General features: G+C 68.2%; 22 protein-coding genes and 1 pseudogene. 12 read left to right on the top strand and 11 right to left on the bottom strand.

Features of this window, described 5'->3' with window-relative positions; all coding sequences use genetic code 11:
- Window positions 1-262: 262 nt before the first annotated feature.
- From MKK69_RS01625 to MKK69_RS01645, 5 genes are all read right to left on the bottom strand, one after another.
- Window positions 263-619 carry a hypothetical protein gene (locus tag MKK69_RS01625; RefSeq protein ID WP_243964941.1) on the bottom strand — a complete coding sequence of 119 codons (357 nt, stop codon included), beginning with the start codon at window positions 617-619 and terminating at the stop codon, window positions 263-265.
- Window positions 612-773 (bottom strand): hypothetical protein, encoded by a 162-nt coding sequence (locus MKK69_RS01630; protein WP_243964942.1) that lies wholly within the window; start codon window positions 771-773, stop codon window positions 612-614. Before MKK69_RS01630 ends, MKK69_RS01625 begins: the two co-directional genes overlap by 8 nt.
- Before the next feature lie 102 nt (window positions 774-875).
- A complete protein-coding gene (locus tag MKK69_RS01635; RefSeq protein WP_243964943.1) occupies window positions 876-1,148 on the bottom strand; it encodes a hypothetical protein in 273 nt (90 codons plus the stop codon).
- Between the two features lie 15 nt (window positions 1,149-1,163).
- Window positions 1,164-1,466 carry a hypothetical protein gene (locus MKK69_RS01640; protein WP_243964944.1) on the bottom strand — a complete coding sequence of 101 codons (303 nt, stop codon included), beginning with the start codon at window positions 1,464-1,466 and terminating at the stop codon, window positions 1,164-1,166.
- Window positions 1,467-1,618: 152 nt separating this feature from the next.
- Entirely contained in the window at window positions 1,619-1,906 is a 288-nt protein-coding gene (locus tag MKK69_RS01645; RefSeq protein WP_243964945.1) for a hypothetical protein, read from the bottom strand.
- Between the two features lie 796 nt (window positions 1,907-2,702).
- On the opposite strand from MKK69_RS01645, the gene MKK69_RS01650 reads away from it, so the two are divergent.
- From MKK69_RS01650 to MKK69_RS01670, 5 genes are all read left to right on the top strand, one after another.
- Window positions 2,703-3,470 (top strand): hypothetical protein, encoded by a 768-nt coding sequence (locus MKK69_RS01650; RefSeq protein ID WP_243964946.1) that lies wholly within the window; start codon window positions 2,703-2,705, stop codon window positions 3,468-3,470.
- A gap of 220 nt (window positions 3,471-3,690) precedes the next feature.
- Window positions 3,691-4,536, top strand: a complete 846-nt coding sequence (locus MKK69_RS01655; RefSeq protein ID WP_243964948.1) for a hypothetical protein — start codon at window positions 3,691-3,693, stop codon at window positions 4,534-4,536.
- A 63-nt stretch (window positions 4,537-4,599) separates the two neighbouring features.
- Window positions 4,600-4,809, top strand: a complete 210-nt coding sequence (locus MKK69_RS01660; protein WP_243964949.1) for a hypothetical protein — start codon at window positions 4,600-4,602, stop codon at window positions 4,807-4,809.
- Between the two features lie 20 nt (window positions 4,810-4,829).
- A complete protein-coding gene (locus MKK69_RS01665; RefSeq protein ID WP_243964951.1) occupies window positions 4,830-5,579 on the top strand; it encodes an endonuclease/exonuclease/phosphatase family protein in 750 nt (249 codons plus the stop codon).
- Window positions 5,580-6,074: 495 nt separating this feature from the next.
- Window positions 6,075-6,359, top strand: coding sequence for a hypothetical protein (locus MKK69_RS01670; protein ID WP_243964953.1), 285 nt, complete (start codon window positions 6,075-6,077; stop codon window positions 6,357-6,359).
- Here MKK69_RS01670 and MKK69_RS01675 read toward each other — a convergent pair.
- Window positions 6,353-6,853 carry a hypothetical protein gene (locus tag MKK69_RS01675; RefSeq protein ID WP_243964955.1) on the bottom strand — a complete coding sequence of 167 codons (501 nt, stop codon included), beginning with the start codon at window positions 6,851-6,853 and terminating at the stop codon, window positions 6,353-6,355. The two genes, MKK69_RS01670 and MKK69_RS01675, sit on opposite strands and share 7 nt — an antisense overlap.
- A 272-nt stretch (window positions 6,854-7,125) precedes the next feature.
- Between MKK69_RS01675 and MKK69_RS01680 the strand changes: the two genes are divergently transcribed.
- Window positions 7,126-7,563 carry a hypothetical protein gene (locus MKK69_RS01680; RefSeq protein WP_243964957.1) on the top strand — a complete coding sequence of 146 codons (438 nt, stop codon included), beginning with the start codon at window positions 7,126-7,128 and terminating at the stop codon, window positions 7,561-7,563.
- A 65-nt stretch (window positions 7,564-7,628) separates the two neighbouring features.
- On the opposite strand, the gene MKK69_RS01685 is transcribed toward MKK69_RS01680, so the two are convergent.
- From MKK69_RS01685 to MKK69_RS01695, 3 genes are all read right to left on the bottom strand, one after another.
- Window positions 7,629-7,958: a hypothetical protein gene (locus MKK69_RS01685; protein ID WP_243964958.1), complete on the bottom strand. Its 330-nt coding sequence runs from the start codon at window positions 7,956-7,958 to the stop codon at window positions 7,629-7,631.
- A 35-nt stretch (window positions 7,959-7,993) separates the two neighbouring features.
- Entirely contained in the window at window positions 7,994-8,374 is a 381-nt protein-coding gene (locus MKK69_RS01690; protein ID WP_243964960.1) for a hypothetical protein, read from the bottom strand.
- 282 nt (window positions 8,375-8,656) lie between these two features.
- Window positions 8,657-9,277, bottom strand: a complete 621-nt coding sequence (locus tag MKK69_RS01695; protein WP_243964962.1) for a hypothetical protein — start codon at window positions 9,275-9,277, stop codon at window positions 8,657-8,659.
- Window positions 9,278-9,429: 152 nt separating this feature from the next.
- Between MKK69_RS01695 and MKK69_RS01700 the strand changes: the two are divergent.
- The 5 genes and pseudogenes from MKK69_RS01700 to MKK69_RS01720 all read left to right on the top strand — a co-directional run.
- Window positions 9,430-9,567, top strand: a pseudogene (locus tag MKK69_RS01700) (ATP-binding protein); the annotation flags it as partial.
- A gap of 607 nt (window positions 9,568-10,174) precedes the next feature.
- Window positions 10,175-10,441: a 30S ribosomal protein S20 gene (gene rpsT / locus MKK69_RS01705; protein WP_243964963.1), complete on the top strand. Its 267-nt coding sequence runs from the start codon at window positions 10,175-10,177 to the stop codon at window positions 10,439-10,441.
- A 487-nt stretch (window positions 10,442-10,928) separates the two neighbouring features.
- Complete coding sequence (gene dnaA / locus MKK69_RS01710) at window positions 10,929-12,416, top strand: chromosomal replication initiator protein DnaA (protein WP_243965054.1); 1,488 nt, start codon at window positions 10,929-10,931, stop codon at window positions 12,414-12,416.
- A gap of 271 nt (window positions 12,417-12,687) precedes the next feature.
- Window positions 12,688-13,896, top strand: coding sequence for an acetyl-CoA C-acetyltransferase (locus tag MKK69_RS01715; RefSeq protein ID WP_243964965.1), 1,209 nt, complete (start codon window positions 12,688-12,690; stop codon window positions 13,894-13,896).
- Between the two features lie 120 nt (window positions 13,897-14,016).
- Window positions 14,017-14,523, top strand: a complete 507-nt coding sequence (locus MKK69_RS01720) for a hypothetical protein (RefSeq protein ID WP_243964966.1) — start codon at window positions 14,017-14,019, stop codon at window positions 14,521-14,523.
- Between the two features lie 30 nt (window positions 14,524-14,553).
- On the opposite strand, the gene MKK69_RS01725 is transcribed toward MKK69_RS01720, so the two are convergent.
- Window positions 14,554-15,333: an EAL domain-containing protein gene (locus MKK69_RS01725; protein ID WP_243964968.1), complete on the bottom strand. Its 780-nt coding sequence runs from the start codon at window positions 15,331-15,333 to the stop codon at window positions 14,554-14,556.
- A gap of 113 nt (window positions 15,334-15,446) precedes the next feature.
- Here MKK69_RS01725 and MKK69_RS01730 point away from each other — a divergent pair, with 113 nt between their 5' ends.
- Entirely contained in the window at window positions 15,447-17,648 is a 2,202-nt protein-coding gene (locus tag MKK69_RS01730) for a 3-hydroxyacyl-CoA dehydrogenase NAD-binding domain-containing protein (RefSeq protein ID WP_243965055.1), read from the top strand.
- Between the two features lie 2 nt (window positions 17,649-17,650).
- On the opposite strand, the gene MKK69_RS01735 is transcribed toward MKK69_RS01730, so the two are convergent.
- The gene (locus tag MKK69_RS01735; RefSeq protein WP_243964969.1) at window positions 17,651-18,595 is read right to left on the bottom strand and encodes a LysR substrate-binding domain-containing protein; all 945 of its coding nucleotides are present in this window, start codon (window positions 18,593-18,595) and stop codon (window positions 17,651-17,653) included.
- Window positions 18,596-18,737 lie beyond the last annotated feature (142 nt).

Here is an 18,737-nt window from a genome sequence, read left to right on the forward strand (position 1 = left end):
GATGGAAAGACGCGCCCTCGGTCACGGCCGCTACAACGCGCTCGCGCAGATCGACTGATAAAGGTGATGGCATTGCCGCCTCCTTAACCGGTCAACGCGGCAACCCCGGCTCCGTCGCAACGCCTCCGGGAACAGCTCTAAACACAAGAGCGTCGTCTGGGACGGCCAGCGTCTGGAGCTCATAGGCCCTGCCGTAAACGGCTGAGACGCCACCCCGCCTTCCGCCGGCAGATCCGCAGGCGGATGGCCGCCAGGTTGCCGATTAGCGCCGCAGAGCCTCAACACAGGCCTTCACCGGATTCACGACGAAGGCCACGTCCGCCGCCCACGTCCGCGCCCAACCACTCATAGGCGCGTCAGCAGCTTCGGGGCGAACTGCCATCAGCGCGACCACGTAGGCGTCCTCGTGCGGCTTGCACTCGTCCAGGGCGTTGCGTTCCCGGCCGGGTCGGCTGCCGCGCTCCGGCTGCCGATCGTACTCGTCGCGCACGCTGCTGTGCCACGTCCGCTCAAGGGCCAGCAGATCGGCCCGCTCGACCGCCAAGGCCGAGACCGGCCCGGCGCCGGTCAGGGACACAAGCAGGGCTAGGCCCCGGACGTGCGCTGCGCGGCTATTCATCCTCGTGCCCACCGGCGGGGTGCGCCGCTACCGCTATCGTGGTGCCGGTGGCCTGCCGAGGTTCGCGCTGGGCCATGCCGTCCGCCAGCATCATGAAGGCGCCCATGAGCACCAAGGCGAGGGCAACGCGGACCAGGATCTGGCGGGTCGGCATGGGCGGCATCCAGAGACAGCCAAGCGTAGCAGGGACCCATGGTCACGGCTGCCGCGGCCAAGGCACAGCGGGCACTGAATGCGAACGACCGCGGCTTGCCTTTCAGGAGCGGAACCGCCCCTTCTCGCACCAGAACCGGGTCCGTGTGCCCGGCTGGCCACCGAACAGATCCGTAGCTGCGGCACAGTTCTCCCGGTTGTAGGCCTCGCCGTCCGCAGCATCGAAGCTGGCGACGTGGATCCGCGCCCCGTCGTTGATGACGGAGTTCCGGTAAAGCGTGTAGGTGCTGGCGTCCGGTCCCTGGCAGGCAGCCAGCACGCTGCACAAGAAGACGATCGCCAGCGGTGCCTTGAAGCGCTTGGGATCAACGGCCACTGGCTTGGCTTGGCTCTATTCGCAGACGCGCACGCGATGGATGTGCTCGACGCCGTAGGGATCGATGAAGCCGCGCCGCTCAACGTGACAGACTTCTTCGACGTAAACCGGCGGCGGGGCGCGGTAGACCGGCTGGCCGGGGTAGTATCCGTTGTTGGCTGAGGCGATCGCAGTGCCGGCGACCACACCGCCGAGAACGCCGAGCGCCGCGGCACCGCCAACCCCGATGCCATCACGCGCCTGCGCAGCTGGCTGGGCACCACACAGGGCAAGGGCAGCCAAGCCGGCCGTTCCGGCAGTCTTCAGGTATCCACGCATCGCTTGATCTCCACGACGTGCAGACGGCCTCGCGCGCAGGTGCTACGCGGGGCCGCGTCCACCGGCGAGGGCCGGTGCGGCCGCTGTTCTGCGGCCAAGGTCAGAGTGGGCTTTCAGCCTTAACGGGACGTTGCTGCACCGGGTGCAGCACATCACTCCAGCGAGAGTGCCAGCCGGCCGCCGAGGCTCGTGTTGTCCTCGCTGTACGGCACGCTGTTAGATCCTACCCAGCGGTCGAGATGGGCCAGCATCCGCTGCTTGGCCTTCCGTCCAGCCTCGGTGTTATGCCGGATTGCGATCGCCGCCTCGATCAGTGCGGCTGCGGCAGCGCCTAAGCAAAGCTCCTCGGCGTTTTCGAGCCAGGGAGTGAGGTGCCCGTTTGCATAGTAGTCGTCGCATTCAACCGCAACGTGGTCAAAGCGTTCGCTCAATGCTAGCAAGCAGCTATCGGCATCATACGAAGCAGTGTCTTGTGGAGATATCATAAACCGGCTCCATGCTAGGCCACCGTTATGACTGCGTATTGCCGTTGAAACAATATGTAGCCGATGTACACGGAGCGTGTGCATTGATTTCTAGAAAGCTATCGGTGCGCAGGGATCAAGATCTCGGCCGTCCGTAAAGCGCTTGTTTTTCAATGGCGGCGTGCGCACAGAGCGTGCGTACACGATAAGTGTACATGCTGCTGATTTTGCTTAAATGCCACACGGTTAGATAGCCGAGAGCACAGCACGGACGAGACGACTTTGCTGGGGCTGGATCTGCCGCCAGCGGAGTGGCGCACGGTGGAATAGCAGCGGACCCAGCCCATGCCGCGGTGATCGGCTGTCGTGCCTTCTCAAGTCGTCTGCGCACGATGGCGCCGGTTGCCCCAATATGTCCTGTCGCGCCGAACATCCTATAGCCGCGTGCCCATCGTGAGCAGAAACTAGCCGAAGCAATCAAGAACAGGGGCACTCGAATACAGCGCTCGGTCTTGCGAGCGGACTCGGCCGACGTTACGCGTGGTGCTCTGCTGATGGAGCAGGAGGTGCAACCGCCGCGCGATAGACCTTGAAAAGCCAACGGGCCCCCGTCGCCAAACGGGAGCCCGTCGAGAACCTGGGCCTCAAGAGGACCGGTCCACCACCTCCTCAAGAGCCATGCGGCACCTCGGGTGTCAAGCCGGAGCGCCAACTCCGGCAACTGGATCGGCTTGCTCGGCCCCTGGAGCGCGGCCCGAAAGGGACCGTGAGGATGGTGTTCGACCATATGCGTGCCGCGATCAACGCGGCGGCGCCGGACAAACTCGCCGTTGTGGCGTCCGCGATGGCCCAGGCGTACGGCGCAGGAGGCTTAACGGATGAGCAGTACGAGCAGCTGGATGGGCTGCTGGGCGCCCGGCGCCGGGTAGGGCAGGCGGTACCGGTCCGCGGCCGCACGCTGGCCGCCGTGTGTGCCCAGGTGCTGCCGGCGCCTGCCATGGATGGTACGGCCCGGCGGCCGCACCACCGCACCGGATCGCGCCCCCGCACGCCTGAGAGCAAGATCCGGCGCCGGCACTGGGCCGCGGGCGGGTACATGCCCCTTAAGCTGGCCGCGGCGTTTACCCCCGGGGAGCAGGCTGTGATGGCCGTGGTGGGCAAGCACATCGCGGCCCGGGGCATCTGCACCCTGGCGGTGGGCGCGATCGCGGCCCTGGCCGGCGTCAGCGAGACCACCGTGCGGCGCGCGATGCGCCAGGCCGCCCTGGTGGGCCTGCTGACCATCGCGGCGCGCCGGATCACCGGCTTCCGCAACGACACCAACGTGCTGCGGATCGCCAGCGCGGAGTGGGCCGCCTGGCTGCGCCTGCGGCTGCCCCGCAGCGCCAGGGCGGATCTGGGCACAGGGTGCCAATCTGTGCTGGGCACGGGGATCGGTAGTAATTTTAAGCCAGCCGCTGCCCGATTTAAGCCGGGGCAGGGGCCCGCTGCACGTGCGAATCGCACCACCTGGCCTACGGCGCGCGATGCAGGCGCCTAGGCCGGCCGCTGCGCTCGCGTAGACGGCGAGTGGCCGGCCCAGGCTTGGGAATACGGTACCGAGATCTGCAGCCTGTGCGGCCAGCGGAACCGATAAGGGCTGCCGGGTGTAGCGGGTACCCCCAGCCGCGCGGTCCGGTGAGAATCGTGCGCGGGTCGTACATCGCCCGGGCCATGTCGTGGCATCATGCCGGCGGCCGGTATGACGAACGAGAGGAGCGATGCGCTACCCCAGCAAGGCCGAGATCATGGCGTCCGAGGCCCGCTGCATCTACTGCGCGGCCCCGCACACGACGGTGGAGCACATGCCGCCCATATCCATGTTTCGGGGGCGGAAACGACCGGATGGGCTGGTGTTCGCGGGGTGCTCGGCCTGCAACAACGGTACTAGTGCCGCGGATCTGGTGGCAGGCTTCGTCGCGCGTCTGAGCCCGCGCTACGACCAGGACGATTGGAAAATTGCGGAGGTGCGGGCGCGCAGCGGCATGCTTGAAGCCCAAGCACCCGGCTTCCTTCACGAATTCCTCGACCAAGCCCAGCGCAGCGTAGAATGGCGCCGCGGTCCTAATGGGATCCACCGGCAGATGGTCGTGTCACGACAGAGGGGGCCACTCCTGCGCGCCTACCTCGATGTGTTCGCCGCCAAGCTCGGGATGGCACTGTATCGCCACCACTGCGGCCACCCCTTGCCCCTGGAGGGGTTCGTGATGTGCGGCGCCTATCTCAACGCCGGGCTGGCGCCGGACACGGCCAAGGCGCTCCTATCGATCATGCCCGACCAGTCGGGGCTGAGACAGGGCCGGCGCAACCACGCGGATGACCAGTTCATCTACCGGTTCAACACGGACGAGCGAACCGTGGTCGCTGCGCTCGCCCAGTTCCACGATGGGCTCTACGTCAGTGCCTTGGCCTTCGGGACCGTCGATCCATACGGCCAGTTGCCACTGTTGCCGCACCACCGGCGTGTGCAGCCCGGCGATCTGCCGGGCATGATGCCCTTTCGGTCCAGGCCGTGGGATGTCCAGAACGCGCTGCTGATCAAACCGGTCGGATCCTCGCCACTCTGATGCGGTTGAGGCCGTAGCCCCGCACAGTTACACGCCTCGCTCTGATGGGGCACCGGGGCCTGGATGAGTGATGAAGTGGCCGCCCTACTCCTCGCCCTGGCCACCGAGAACGCAGAGCTGCGTCAGCAGCTGGCGGCCGCCCAGGACATGCTGATGGAGACAGCGATCGACGCTGGCCATCTGCATGCCCGCATCGAGGCTGTGCAAGGCGAGCGCGATGCCTGGCGTGCCGAGGCCGAGCGGCTAGGCGCACGGCCCCGCGCGGCTGGCTGATCGTCTGTGGAGAGGTAGCCGTGCGGATCGGTACCTGGAACGTCGAATACGCCGCTGGCGCCGACAAGAATTTGCTGCGGCGCGCCGTGCTGCAGGAGCACGACTGCGACGTGTGGGTGTTGACGGAGACGCATGACGAGCTTGTACCCTCGGCCGCCCATGAGCCGATCCACAGCGACCAGCGACGGACAGGGCGCCCCGGTGGCCGCTGGGCTTCAATCTGGACCCGCTACCCGGTCCAGCAGCGGCTTGAAGTGGTTGATCCACGGCGCACCGTAGCCGCGCTCGTCCAGGCGCCCACAGGGCCTCTCATCGTATTCGGCACCGTGATGCCCTGGGGCAGCGATCGGGGCGACGCGGAGCCGGGCACACCAGTGCGTGCATGGTCCGAGCTACACCGTGTGGTCCTCCAGCAGGGACAGGAATGGGCCGTGCTGCAGCGACAGCACCCCGCAGCCGATCTGTGTGTTGCCGGTGATCTGAACATGAACCTCGGCGGCAGGCACTACTCCGGTTCCGCCCTGGGCCGCCGCCTACTACGCGAGGCCATGGCCGTCTGCGCCCTGTTCTGCGCGACGGAGACCGAGTGTGTACCCGCCGGCAAGCTGGCAAACCCACCCATAGACCATGTGCTGCTGCCGGTGGCCTGGAAGCCGCGCGCCAAGGTGGTGGCAGCCTGGGAAGGCAAGACAGGATCGGATCCGCGGCTGAGCGACCATAGTGGGCTGGTGGTCGAGGTAGATCTTACGGCTGGGCCTTCGCCATCCTGATGCCGGACTTCCTGCGGTCGATCCGCAGGCCCTTTGCAGCTGGTATGAGACTGGTTCTAGGGGGCTGACAGAACGCCGCGTCCAACGGGTAGATGTTGCGGCGCACCTTATATTTTCTGCAGCGCACACTGGGCTTGGCCCTATGCTGTACGGAGTACCCCATGTCCACCATGAAAGACCGCCGCGCCGCTGCGCGCGTTTTGCTCGTGCCTGAGGCTGTCGTACCGGGCTACAGGGAAGCGATGGCCCGGCTGCCACGGGTGCAGATTACCAAGCGCCGCCCTATCGCAGACCGTGATCTGCCAGCGGTGAGCTCGTTTAATTGAGGCAAACGGCCTGTCCTTTGAGGGGCAGGTCTACACCACCTTCATTTCGCTATTCGTAGGCCCGCTTCCGCCGGCGGATCCTGAGCCCCGATGCCGCGGCCGGGTGCCAGACCAGCACGTCGCCTCCCATCTGCGGTGCAACGGCAACCCAGCAGATCGGGAGAGCGAGATGAAGGCGTACATGACACGAACCGCGCTAGCTGCGGTGATGATCCTGGGCACGTCCGGCGCGGTGATGGCGCGTGGCGGTGGCGGCGGTGACAGCGGGAGCGGGCTCAACCCCTACTCCGAACTGAGCGGCAACGGCCGAACCGGTGGGGTGAACAGCGGCAACTACTTGCCGCCGGAGTACAACACCTACCTGCAGGCCTACGGACCATACGGACCACAAGGCCGGCCCGTGAGAGAGCGCTACCGGCCGGCACCGCGTCCGTACTACGGCTATCCCTACTGAACGTGACCACCTGCGGCTGGCACCTTCGCCATCCGCAGGCCCGCCTTGCGCCGGCAGATCCGCAGGCCAAGCACTGCTAGCTTCGGCCCCAGAGCAGCCAGGGCCTCGCGCAATGCGACCTCATCCTGCCAGCCACCAGCTGCCACCAGCACCGCTGCAGCATGCCGGCCACCGGCCGCCAGCGGTGTCAGAGTGCGCACCATTCGCTCCGTGCTGCTAATGCCGCCCAAGGGTCCGCGCAGCAGCAGCGCGGCGGTATCTGTGGCGAACAGACGCCCCGCCGGCGGCTGCAGCCCAGGCTGCACCTGCTTGGCCAGCGCCTGGGCGGCCGAAGCGGCCCTGGCGGCCGCCTCGGCCTCGACCTGTCGCCGGGCGATCGTACGGCTCGACGGGGGGCGCCGTACAGGTTCAGCCGGCTGATCGCCTAAGCGGATCCGGCAGGTGACATCACGCGGGTTCGGCGTGCTCAACCGCTTTACGGTGGCGACATCCACGCCTTGGATCACGCACCGTACATTACGCTGTGGGGGCGGCGTCTTCGCTACAGCGGCTCGCACCAGTCGGGCAGACTTCACGTTTTCGTTCATGTCCAAGATGTAATGTATATGGTTCGACCTGATTTGCAGAGCGCTAAAATCCGAATTGCTTGTCCGAAGACTGTAAAACTGAACAGATGCTAACAGGCTTGTTCAGCAAGCGTGCCCCGAATGGCGCGCACCGTTCCCCTACGACCCGCCACACCGGCTGGCCGGACAGGAGACGGATCATGGCATCTCGCACCATCGCCGCGGCCGCAGCCGCCGGCTTCGCCCTGACGCTTACCGCAGCCTCGCCTGCCTTCGCCCACGGGCATGGACATAGCGGCCACCACGGTGGCGGGCATCACCATGGGGGTGGCCACCACGGTGAATGGCACCACGGGGGCCATCATGGCGGTTGGCACCCGTATGGCGGTGGACATCATGCCTGGGGTGGCTCGGGCTGGCACGGCGGTGGCTGGCACGGCGGCCGTACGATCGTGGTGGGTCGGCCCTATCCGGTATGGCGTGGGCCCCGAACCGTGGTGGTCGGGCGTCCGTATCCGGTCTACCGGGCGGCCGTACCAGTCGGTTATGGCCCTGGCTGCCACGTAACCCGCAGCATCGGCCTCACACCCTGGGGCTGGCACAAGATCGTCACCACGAAGACATGCCTGGTGCCGTAAGGTATCGGCCGGGTCCGCCTTGGGGGCGGCCCGGCCTACCGCCGGCCGCCGTGCTGCAGCTGCGGTCACTGCAGCACCACCGGTACCGCTAGCCCATCCTCGTCCAGCAACTGGTCCAACGCGGCCAAGGCCCCTGCAGCCAGCCCGGCTGCCCTTGCCATCACCTGGGCTCGTTCGCGCACGTCAGTGATCTGCAACAGATCACGTTCCTGCAGGCGCTCGTTCAGCTGCTGCAGCCCGGGGCGGGTGCCCGACAGCCGCTTGAGGTTTTGCTCGGTGGCGCCGAGCTTTTTCAGGTCAGCGCCCGATGCGCCCAGCTTCTTTAGCGCCTCGGCGTCGGCCTTGGCCTTGGCCGCCAGCCCATCGTCCTTGAGCTGCAGGGTAAGCGTGCTCATTAGGTTCGACATCGCAATGCCCCTGCTGGTCTACGTCAGGCCGCGGCGGCGCCAGGGCGGGACAGCAGCAGGCTGTCGCCGGCTCGAAACGGGACTTGGCGAGGCGCCCGGGCGAAGGCCGCGTACTGGGCACGCACGAACGGCTGCGGTGCCGGATTTTCGCCCACCACCGTGCCTGCCTCGTCCTGGATGGGGGTCGGCCCCGGCCGCGTCGCTGGGTTAAGGAACGCGCCGAGCGTGGCCAGAACGGTGTCGTCGGACGAGATGAGCAGCGCCAGTTCCTGGCCAGCCGCCGCCGGCGGCACAGCCGGCGTGCACGCCACCGCGGCGTCACCCACCACCAGAGTGGTGGAGGTCAGTTCAGTGTACGGCGCATCCACGGCCGAGCGGCCCAAGATCTTGATCTCGATGTTCATGGGATCCCCGGAGAAGTAGGCCGCCGCCCGAAGGGCAAGAACTGGCGGCGGCCGGCCGACCTGGCGCAACAGCCCAAGATCGGATTCAAGTAAAAGGTGCCGGCTTGTAAACTTCAACGTTGCACACTTTGCAGTGGCGGGGCACGCAGGTTACTTATGGCTGTCGGACTGCCGGCTTCACCCTCAATGTCTGCCCCGCTTTACTGACCAGGCCTCCACAGCCTGGCCAGTAATTCTTGATCTCGGGGTGGTGCCGGGCGCGCTGTCTCGCCCGGTAAACTGTTAGGCCTGTCCGGACAGCAGGCCTGCCAGCGTCGAGGGCCTGCGCTGCTCGTTCTCCGCATCGACCGTGCCGACCAACACCCACTCCACCCGCTCCGCAGGTGTGGGAGGGGAGACGACCACCGGCCGGTCGAGCACCTTCAAGACAGCATGCGGATCGGCTACTCCACGACGGTCGAGCGGCGCGAAGAACGGCCGTTCACCGGCTTGTATGCCCGGCAGGCTGACGGATATCGCGAGCCGATCAGGCGCGTTGCCCGGGTCGAAAGTCGAGTGCCGCCGCTCAATGAACGTGCGCCTGACCAAGTGCTCGACGCCACCCCGGCTGTGGCGCAGCAGCCCACGATCGTCCTTCGTCACCTCCACCAGGTGCTGCGCGATCGCATCCGGGCGCGCGTCCCCGGGGTAGCACCACCGGGTCACCTGCTGCTCGATCAACAACTGCGGGAGTGAGCCTGGACGGTTGCGGACGGATGCCTCCACGCCGGGGATAGGCTCGACACCAGCCGGCAGATCGGCGTTGGCCGCCTCCACCGCGATCTCGGTTTCAGCGAGTGCCCGGAGGACGTCCACGACGGCCTGGGCGGCCGCCGGGTACATTTCCAACAAGACCTCGCGCATCTCCATCGCCTGCCGTGTAGCGGCTTGGTACCGCTGCAGCTTAACGGCTTGGGCCTCCCTCTCGATGGCCACGGCGTGGCGTTCGGCCAGCTTGGTCGCGACCGCATTGGCCTGATCAACGCGGATCTTGGCCTTCCTGCAGGCAGCGTCCAGGCCAGGGCACCGGCCTCGGGCTCGCGATCGTCAGGAGTATCGCGCTCGGCTGGTCGGGCGACCTGCAGCTTCAATCGGAGCCGGAGCGCGGAACCACCGTGACCTTGCTGCTTCCGATCGCTGGACCTCATGGGTGATCGCGCGCATCGCTCTGTCGGCGCAGGTCGTCTCCAAACCCGAGCCGTCAGCGACTGTCGCAGCGGCCGGCCGGGCCGTGTCCGGCTGCATTGCGTCGTTCGGGGGCGCGAATGGTTCGCGGACCTGATTCGCTGCCGGGCTTTCGCGGGAGACCGGGATGCCGTCAGCCGAGTCGGCGGATCAGCCTGGGTGTTCGGTCGCGCCGTGTGGTGTTCCGGTCGATGCCGCCTGGACGCTTGCACCGCGGGGCAGGTTCTGCGCGGCAGCGCCGCGACGATTGCGGCGGCCCGTCAGGCCGTTCAAGCGCGTCGCGGGAGCATGAGCGCCACCGCGGCGCCGCGGGCTCGGCCCGACGACGGACGGGGCGCCGCCCGCTCGAATCGCCGCGCCGCGCCGCATCACCCGGTGGGTGACCGGCGACCCGGCTGCTCTGCCGCGGGAGGTGCGTTGACGCGACACCGCACCGTGTCTATAGAGCGCGCTTCGCCGAGAGGCCGCGCCTTCGCGCGCGCTGCGTCGCGGCCATCGCCAGACAACCTGACGCGACGACCGATTTCCGGCAGAGCCGGCCCGTCGGCATCGCCCGACGAAGAGAACGAGGATTCCATGGCCAACACCGCTTCGGCCAAGAAAATGACCCGCAAGATCGCCAAGCGCACGGCGATCAACCGCTCGCGTCGCTCGCGCATGCGCACCTTCGTCCGCAAGGTCGAGGAGGCGATCGCCTCCGGCAACCAGCAGGACGCGCTCACCGCCCTGCGCGCCGCCGAGCCGGAGATGATGCGCGCTGCCCAGCACGGCATCGTTCACAAGAACAACGTGTCGCGGAAGGTTTCGCGGCTGGCCGCCCGGGTGAAGGCGCTCGCCGCCTAAACCACCCCTAAAATCGAGACGTCCTGAAGCCCGGCTCCCTGAGCCGGGCTTTTTTCTTGCCCGCATCCCCGCCGACCGGACGCCCGGGGGCCCGAGCCGGCCGGAAGCGTTAACCCTATCCAAGAATCGGCGACATTGCAGAGTCAATGCACGGCGTGTAGTTTAACAAAAACTGACACCGTTCAAGCAAAACAGCGCAATTTCGGGACTCAGGCGAATCAATCCGATTCGCCAAGACTCTAGCGCGGCGGGTCAGCACCCGCCGAAACACTTCCGGATGGGAATCCGCGCCGTCCCCGCAAGTCCCACTGTTAAAGGAACCGTAGGTAATTGTTGATAGGCTCTCCCAATCGGCAAAAGTTCCTCGTTATGGGCTTGACTCCGTTCGGGAGACCCTGTCCCGCCCGTTCGTGCGGGACTCTGAGGGCGTAATTCGTGCGTACGCGCCGCCTGCGGGACTCCGGGGGCAGCGTTGGGAGAGCCAATGATGCGTGTCGACGGAACTGTGGCGAGCGACGACGAAGGCGGCCGCAACGGCGGCGGCACCATGGATTACGGATCCGCCTGGGCGCGCGTGAAGCGCCGCCTGCGCGCAGAGCTCGGCGAGGATGTCTTCGCGAGCTGGTTCGCCCGTCTTGAGCTGGAGGCGGTCGCCGGCGGCACGGCGCGTCTGACGGTGCCGACCCGCTTCCTCAAGAGCTGGATCGAGTCGCACTACCTCGACCGCGTGCTCAATACCTTCAAGGCCGAGGTCGAGGAGATCGCGCGGATCGAGGTCGGCGTGCGCGGCACCGGCGCTCCGGTCCGCACCGTCGCCACGGGGGCGCCGAAGGCAAATCCGGCCAGCGGGCCGCTCGCCCGTCTGCACGCGGCCGGTACGCCCGTCTCGGTGCCCGCGATCGCCCCGGAGCCGCGCCCCGCGGAGAGCGGCGATCTCAGCGGCACGCCCCTGGATGCGCGGCTGACCTTCTCGAGCTTCGTGATCGGCCGCTCCAACGCCCTGGCGCACGCCGCCGCCGAGCGGGTCGCCGCCCACCAGGGGGAGGGCGCGCTCTACAACCCGCTCTACCTCCATGCCGGCGTGGGCCTGGGCAAGACCCATCTCCTGCACGGCATCGGCCACGCCGCCCGCGAGGCCGGGCGCCGGGTCATCTACCTGACCGCCGACCGGTTCATGTACGGCTTCGTCAACGCCCTGAAGACGCAGTCGGCGCTGGCCTACAAGGAGCGCCTGCGTGGTATCGATCTCCTGATCCTCGACGACGTGCAGTTCATCCAGGGCAAGTCGATCCAGGCCGAGTTCGGCCACACGATCAACGCGCTGATCGATGCCGGCCGGCAGGTGGTGGTCGCCTCGGACCGCCCCCCGACCGAGCTCGAGGCCCTCGACGAGCGGGTCCGCTCGCGCCTGGGCGGCGGCCTCGTGGTCGAGATCACCGCCCTGGACGAGGCGCTGCGCGTCTCGATCCTGTCGGCGCGCCTCGCCGCCGTGCGGGCCTCGCATCCGGGCTTCGACGTCTCGCCGCAGGTGGCGACCTACGTGGCCCGGGCGATCACCGCCAACGGCCGTGACCTCGAAGGCGCCGTGAACCGCCTGCTCGCGCATGCGACCCTCACCGGCACCGCCGTGACGATGGAGACCGCCGAGAGCGCGATCCGCGATCTCGTGAAGAACCGCGAGCCGAAGCGCATCAAGATCGAGGACATCCAGAAACTGGTCGCCTCGCGCTACAACGTCTCCCGCTCGGACATCCTGTCGGAACGGCGCACCGCCGCCGTGGTCAAGCCGCGCCAGATCGCCATGTACCTCTCGAAGGTGCTGACCCTGCGCTCGCTCCCGGAGATCGGCCGCCGATTCGGCGGGCGCGATCACACCACGGTCCTCCACGCGGTGCGCAAGATCGAGAAGCAGATCGGCGAAGATTCGGTGCTCGGCGACGAAGTCGAGCTGCTGAAGCGGATGCTCCAGGACTAGTTGAAGGCTCGCCTCTGATCCGGAGCCGACCTGCGCATGACTGCGCGGGTCGGCTCCGGCAGGGGAACTGATCCGTGTGCGGCGCCGTCCTGATCCGGGTCCGCCGCAGACAAACGTCTCAGAACACCTGCGCTGTCACGCGCTCTCCGCCGTCTCCGTGCATTCGGGGCTGGCCGAGGGCGCGTGCGCCGTGGCAGACTGGCGTGAGCCGAGACGGCCCTGTAAGGCCGCGTCGCCGCGAGGCGAGAACGGGGACCCCGGGGGAGTGCTGATGACGGACGCCTTCATCTACGACCACGTTCGCACGCCGCGGGGGCGCGGCAAAGCGGACGGCTCCCTCCACGAGGTGACGGCGCTCCGCCTCGCCGAGACGGCCTTGCGCGCCCTCAAGGACCGCAACGGGCTCGACACCCACCTCGTCGACGACGTGATCCTGGGCTGCGTCGACCCCGTGGGCGAGGCGGGCGGCGACATCGCCCGGGCCGCGGCCCTGGTGGCCGATTACGGCGCCCATGTCCCCGGCGTGCAGATCAACCGGTTCTGCGCCTCCGGCCTCGACGCGGTGAACTTCGCCGCCGCGCAGGTCATGAGCGGCCAGCACGCGATGGCGGTGGGTGGCGGCGTCGAAGCGATGAGCCGCATCGGCATCGGAGCCTCGGGCGGCGCGTGGCCGGTCGACCCGGCGATCGCCATCAAGTCCTACTTCATGCCGCAGGGCATCTCGGCCGACCTGATCGCCACCAAGTACGGCTTCAGCCGGGACGATTGCGACGCCTACGCGGTCCGCTCGCAGGCGCGCGCGGCGCGATCCTGGGCCGAGGGGCTGTTCGACCGGTCCGTGGTCCCGGTCCGCGACGTGAACGGCATCACGCTGCTCGACCGCGACGAGCACATGCGGCCGGGCACCGACATGCAGTCGCTGGCCGCGCTGAAGGCGTCCTTCGTCCAGATGGGCCAGATGGGCGGATTCGATGCCGTGGCCATCGACGCGCATCCCGACGTGGAGGCGGTGGATCACGTCCACCACGCCGGCAACTCCTCCGGCATCGTCGACGGCGCGGCCGCCGTTCTGATCGGCTCGCGGGCGGCCGGCGAGGCGGCGGGCCTGCGCCCGCGCGGCCGGATCCGGGCCTTCGCCAATATCGGCTCCGATCCGGCCCTCATGCTCACCGGGCCGGTGGACGTGACCCGCAAGGTCCTGGCGCGGACCGGGATGAACCTGACCGATATCGACCTGTTCGAGGTCAACGAGGCCTTCGCGGCGGTGGTGCTGCGCTTCTGCCAGGCCTTCGACCTCGACCCGGAGGCGGTCAACGTCAACGGCGGCGCCATCGCCCTGGGCCACCCCCTCGGGGCGACGGGGGCGATGATCCTGGGCACCGCCCTCGACGAGCTGGAGCGGACCGGCAAGGAGCGCGCCCTGGTGACGCTGTGCATCGGCGCCGGCATGGGCACCGCCACGATCATCGAGCGGGTCTGACGGCACCCCGGCACGGGAGCGGCGTGGCGCCGCTCCCCAAAGGCCTGGAACGCTGATAGAGGCGCGGGCGACGATCGGCCCGGCCCCGGGCCGGACGATAAATCGATGGGAGACAAGCCCTTGAACCGCCTGATCGCGACGCTCTGCCTGGGCGCCACCCTGAGCCTGCCGCTCGCCGCCCGCGCCGACGAGACCGCCGACCGTGTCGCCGCGGCGACCGCCCTCGTGAACAAGACCCTGATCAAGAACCTCCAGACCGGCTTCAACGTCGCCCTGGAGAAGACCGTGGCGCCGATGCCGGAGGCGCGCGCCGAGTCCGTGCGCAAGGAACTTACCGACGAGTTCGACAAGCAGCGCGGCATCATGGTCGAGGGGCTGTCGAAGGAATACGCGCAGAAGTTCACGCTGGCCGAGCTGAAGCACCTCGACGAGATCTATGCCGACCCGACCTACCTCAAGTTCCAGACCATGAACGCCGATCCCAATTCCGCGGCGACGGCGATTTCCCAGAACTCGGTGACGAAGCTGCTCAACATGCTGGCGGTTGCCTCGGCGACCGACAACACGCCGAAGCCCGGTGCGCCCCCGCTGCCGCCCGCTGCGGCGCCCGCCCCGGCGCAGAAGTAGGCGATGGGCGCCGCGCGCGACCGGCTGGCCTCAGGCCGCGCGCGCGGCCGCCATGGGGGCGAATCCCACCACGGGCGGCAGCGCCTCCAGGAGCGGCTTGGCGAAGTGGTAGCCCTGCACGAGCGTGATCCCGAGATCGCGAAGGGCGTCGAGTTCACCCGCGGTCTCGACGCCCTCCGCGAGGACCGTCACGTCGAGCGCCCGGGCGATGGCGACCACCCCCGAGACGATGGCGTGGCGGCCGGCATCGGTATCGAGGCCGCGCAGCAGGTCCATGTCGATCTTGATCAGGTCGGGGCGGAAATTCGCCAGCAGGCTCAGGCCCGCGAAGCCGGCGCCGAAATCGTCCAGCGCGGTGAGGAAGCCCTGCTTCCGGTAGGCCGCCACGATACGCTTGACGTGCGCGGTATCGTGGAACCGCTCCTGCTCGGTGAACTCGAACATGATCCGCCGATGCGCGAAGTCGACGCGTCGCGCCGCCTCCAGGGACGCGCGGATACAGGCATTCGGCTCGTAGACGGCATTCGGCATGAAGTTGATCGACAGCCGCGTGCCGCTGTCGCGGGCGAAGAGGCGCCCGGCGAGTTCGATCGCCTTGACGCGGGCGGCCTGATCGAACTGGTAGCGCGTCTCCTCGGTGACGCGATCGAGGATCGTCCCGGCCGGCTCGCCGTTCGGGCCGCGCACCAGCGCCTCATAGGCCCAGACGGATCGGTCTGTGAGGTCGAGGATTGGCTGGAACGCCATCGTGAACTCGAAGTCGAGCTTGGTGCCGGCGCGGCAGGCGCGGCAGCCGATATCCTTCATCATGTCCGGCTTCCGTCGGTTCCCCCCGACGGGAAGACCTTGGACGATGGCGCTCTACACAACCTTAACGTGGGCGCGTCGGTTTCATGCCGACGCCATCCTGGGAGGACGGCACCGTGACGCTGACCGATTTTCGCTTCGAGACCGATCCCGACGGTATCGCTCTGGCGACCTGGGATATGCCTGGCCGTTCGATGAACGTGATCACCGAAGGCGTGATGGACCAGCTGGAGCGGATCATCGCGCAGGTCGCCTCCGATCCGGCCATCAAGGGCTGTGTGATCGCCACCGGCAAGGACAACTTCTCCGGCGGCGCGGATCTCACCATGCTCCAGGGCCTCGGCCGGGCCTACGAGCAGCTCAAGGCCGAGCAGGGCGAGGAAGTAGCGATGCGCCACTTCTTCGAGGCGTCCCGGCGCCTGTCGCTGCTGTTCCGGCGGCTTGAGACCTGCGGCAAGCCCTTCGCGGCGGCGATCCAGGGCCTGTGCCTGGGCGGCGCCTTCGAGCTGGCACTCGCCTGCCATTATCGGGTCGCCTCGGATGACGGGAAGACCCGGGTCGGCCTGCCGGAGATCAAGGTCGGCCTGTTCCCGGGCGGCGGCGGCACGCAGCGGGTCGCCCGGCTGATGCAGACCGGCGACGCGTTGCAGATGTTGTTCAAGGGCGAGCAGATCCGCGCGCCCATGGCCAAGGGCATGGGACTGATCCACGCGGTGGCGCCTCAGGGCGAGATCGTCGAGCGCGCCAAGGCCTGGATCCGCGAGGGCGGCTCCGCGGTGGCGCCGTGGGACGTGCCGAAGTTCAAGGCGCCCTCCGGCAAGGTCTACTCCCCCGCCGGCATGATGATCTGGCCGCCGGCCAACGCCATCTACCGGCGCGAGACCCACGACAATTACCCGGCCGCCAAGGCGATCCTGGCCTCCGTGTACGAGGGGCTGCAGCTGCCGATGGACCTCGCCCTGCGGGTGGAGAGCCGGTACTTCGCCCATATCCTGCGCTCGACCGAGGCGGCGGCGATGATCCGCACGCTGTTCATCTCGATGGGCGAGCTGAATAAGGGCGCCCGCCGGCCGAAGGACGTGCCGGCCACCCGTCTGAACCGGGTCGGCGTGATCGGCGCTGGGTTCATGGGTGCAGGCGTCGCCTATGTGACCGCCCAGGCGGGCATCGAGGTGGTGCTGGTCGACCAGTCGGTCGAAGCCGCCGAGAAGGGCAAGGCCTACGCCCACACGCTGATCACCGGCCAGATCAACAAGGGCCGTGCCAAGACCGCCGACCGGGACGCGCTGCTCGGACGGATCCAGGCCACCTCGGATTACGGGGCGCTCGCCGCATGCGACCTCGTCATCGAGGCCGTCTTCGAGGATCCGAAGGTGAAGGCCGAGGTGATCCGGAAGGTCGAGGCGGTAATCCGTCCCGACGCGATCTTCGCGTCCAACACCTCGACCCTGCCGATCACGGGCCTCGCCATGGGCGCGCAGCGGCCGGCTCAGTTCGTCGGCATCCACTTCTTCTCCCCGGTGGAGAAGATGATGCTGGTCGAGATCATCAAGGGCGAGGCCACCGGGGACGCCGCGCTGGCCACGGCCCTTGACTACGTGCGCCTGATCAAGAAGACCCCGATCGTGGTGAACGACGCCCGCGGCTTCTTCGCCAACCGCTGCGTCGGCGCCTACATCCTCGAAGGGCACAAGATGCTCGCCGAGGGCGTGCCGCCTGCGATGATCGAGAGTGCCGGCCGCCAGGCGGGCATGCCGGTCGGGCCGCTCTCGCTCAACGACGAGGTCGCCCTCGACCTCGTGCTCAAGATCGCCAAGGCCACTGAGGCCCAGGTCGGGCAGGGTGCCGTCGACCCGGCGCAGAAGGCGATCCTGTCCGCGATGGTCGAGACCCAGGGCCGCCTCGGCCGGAAGAACCGCAAGGGCTTCTACGACTATCCCGAGGGTGCGCCGAAGCGCCTCTGGCCCGGCCTAAAGGACCTCCAGCCGAACCGCCTCGACCCCGATGCGGTGGACTTCAACGAGCTGAAGCAGCGGCTGCTGGTGGTGCAGGCTCTGGAGGCCGCCCGCACGGTGGGGGAGGGCGTGATCACCGACCCGCGCGAGGCCGATGTCGGCTCGATCCTCGGATTCGGCTTCGCGCCGTTCACCGGGGGGGCCCTGTCCTACATCGACTTCATGGGCGCGGCGGCCTTCGTCGATCTGGCGCGCGGGCTCGAAGCCAAGCACGGCCCGCGGTTCCGGGTGCCCGACAACCTCGCCGCCATGGCTCAACGCGGCGGCACCTTCTACGCGGAGGCCGAGAAGCGCGCCGCCTGAGATCAGCCGGCCGGACGCCCGTGGGCGGCGTCCGGCAACCGTGACAGTTCCTCCAGAAGGACGGCGCGTGCACAGGCACCGAAGGCCCGCATCAGGCGCCCCCGCGCCCGGTCGGGCGGGAACAGCAGGGCGAATCGGACGGGCAGGGCCGGTGCGAAGGGCCGAATCGCGATCGGCGAGACCTTCGCCTCCTCGTGCGCGGCGAGCGGGTTCATCACGCTGACGCCGAGCCCGGCCGAGACCAGGGTGCAGATCGACGCGCCGAGCCCCGCCTCGGCGGTGATCGTCAGCGCGACCCCGGCCGCATCGAACACGGCCTCGGTCCGTTCGCGCAGGGCGCTTCCAAGCGAAGAGGCGACGAAGGGTACGCCGCGCAAATCCGCAGGTCCCAGCACGGCGCGCGCCGTCAGCGGGTGGTCCTCCGGCAGGACCGCGACGCAGGCGCGCGTCTCGACATGATCGAGCCGGGCGTCCCGGGCTTCGCCGTAGAGCATCGTCAACGCGGCGTCGCAGAAGCCGGTGGCAACCCAGTTGTTCACCGTGTCGTCGTCCCCGGAATGGATCGCCACGACCACGTCCGGGTGCGCGGCGCGGAAGCGCACGACCGCTCGGGCGAGGAGGCCCCCCGCCAGCCGGGGCATCGCCGCGACCCGCAGCCGCTCGGCGCCGAAGGCGCGGATGCGTGCAGCCGCCGCCTCCAGGCTGGTGAGACCCACGAAGGCCCGCTCGACCTCGGCGTGGAAGCGGGTGCCGTCGAGGGAGGGGACCACCCGGCTGCCGCTGCGGTCGAAGAGCGGAAGGCCGGTGATCGTCTCGAGCTGGGCGATCAGCCGGCTCACCTGCGGTTGCGAAGTGTGGAGGTGCCGGCTCGCCTCGGTCATGGAGCCGGTGGCCACCACCGCCCGGAAAGCCTCGATGTGCCGGAAGGTCATGCGCCGCTCGGCCATATCGGATCCGTATGCTGGGCGGGTGAATCGGCATTGGACGCGGTCCCGCCGCCGCTCCTAGGATCAATCGGCAAAGATTCGGCGCAACGGCCCAATGACGTGCGGGTCCGGAGCATTGACGGTTCCGGGATAACGAGGGGGT

Origin of the sequence: Methylobacterium sp. J-026 (assembly GCF_022829585.1) — a bacterium.
In the GTDB taxonomy this organism is placed as follows: Bacteria; Pseudomonadota; Alphaproteobacteria; order Rhizobiales; family Beijerinckiaceae; genus Methylobacterium.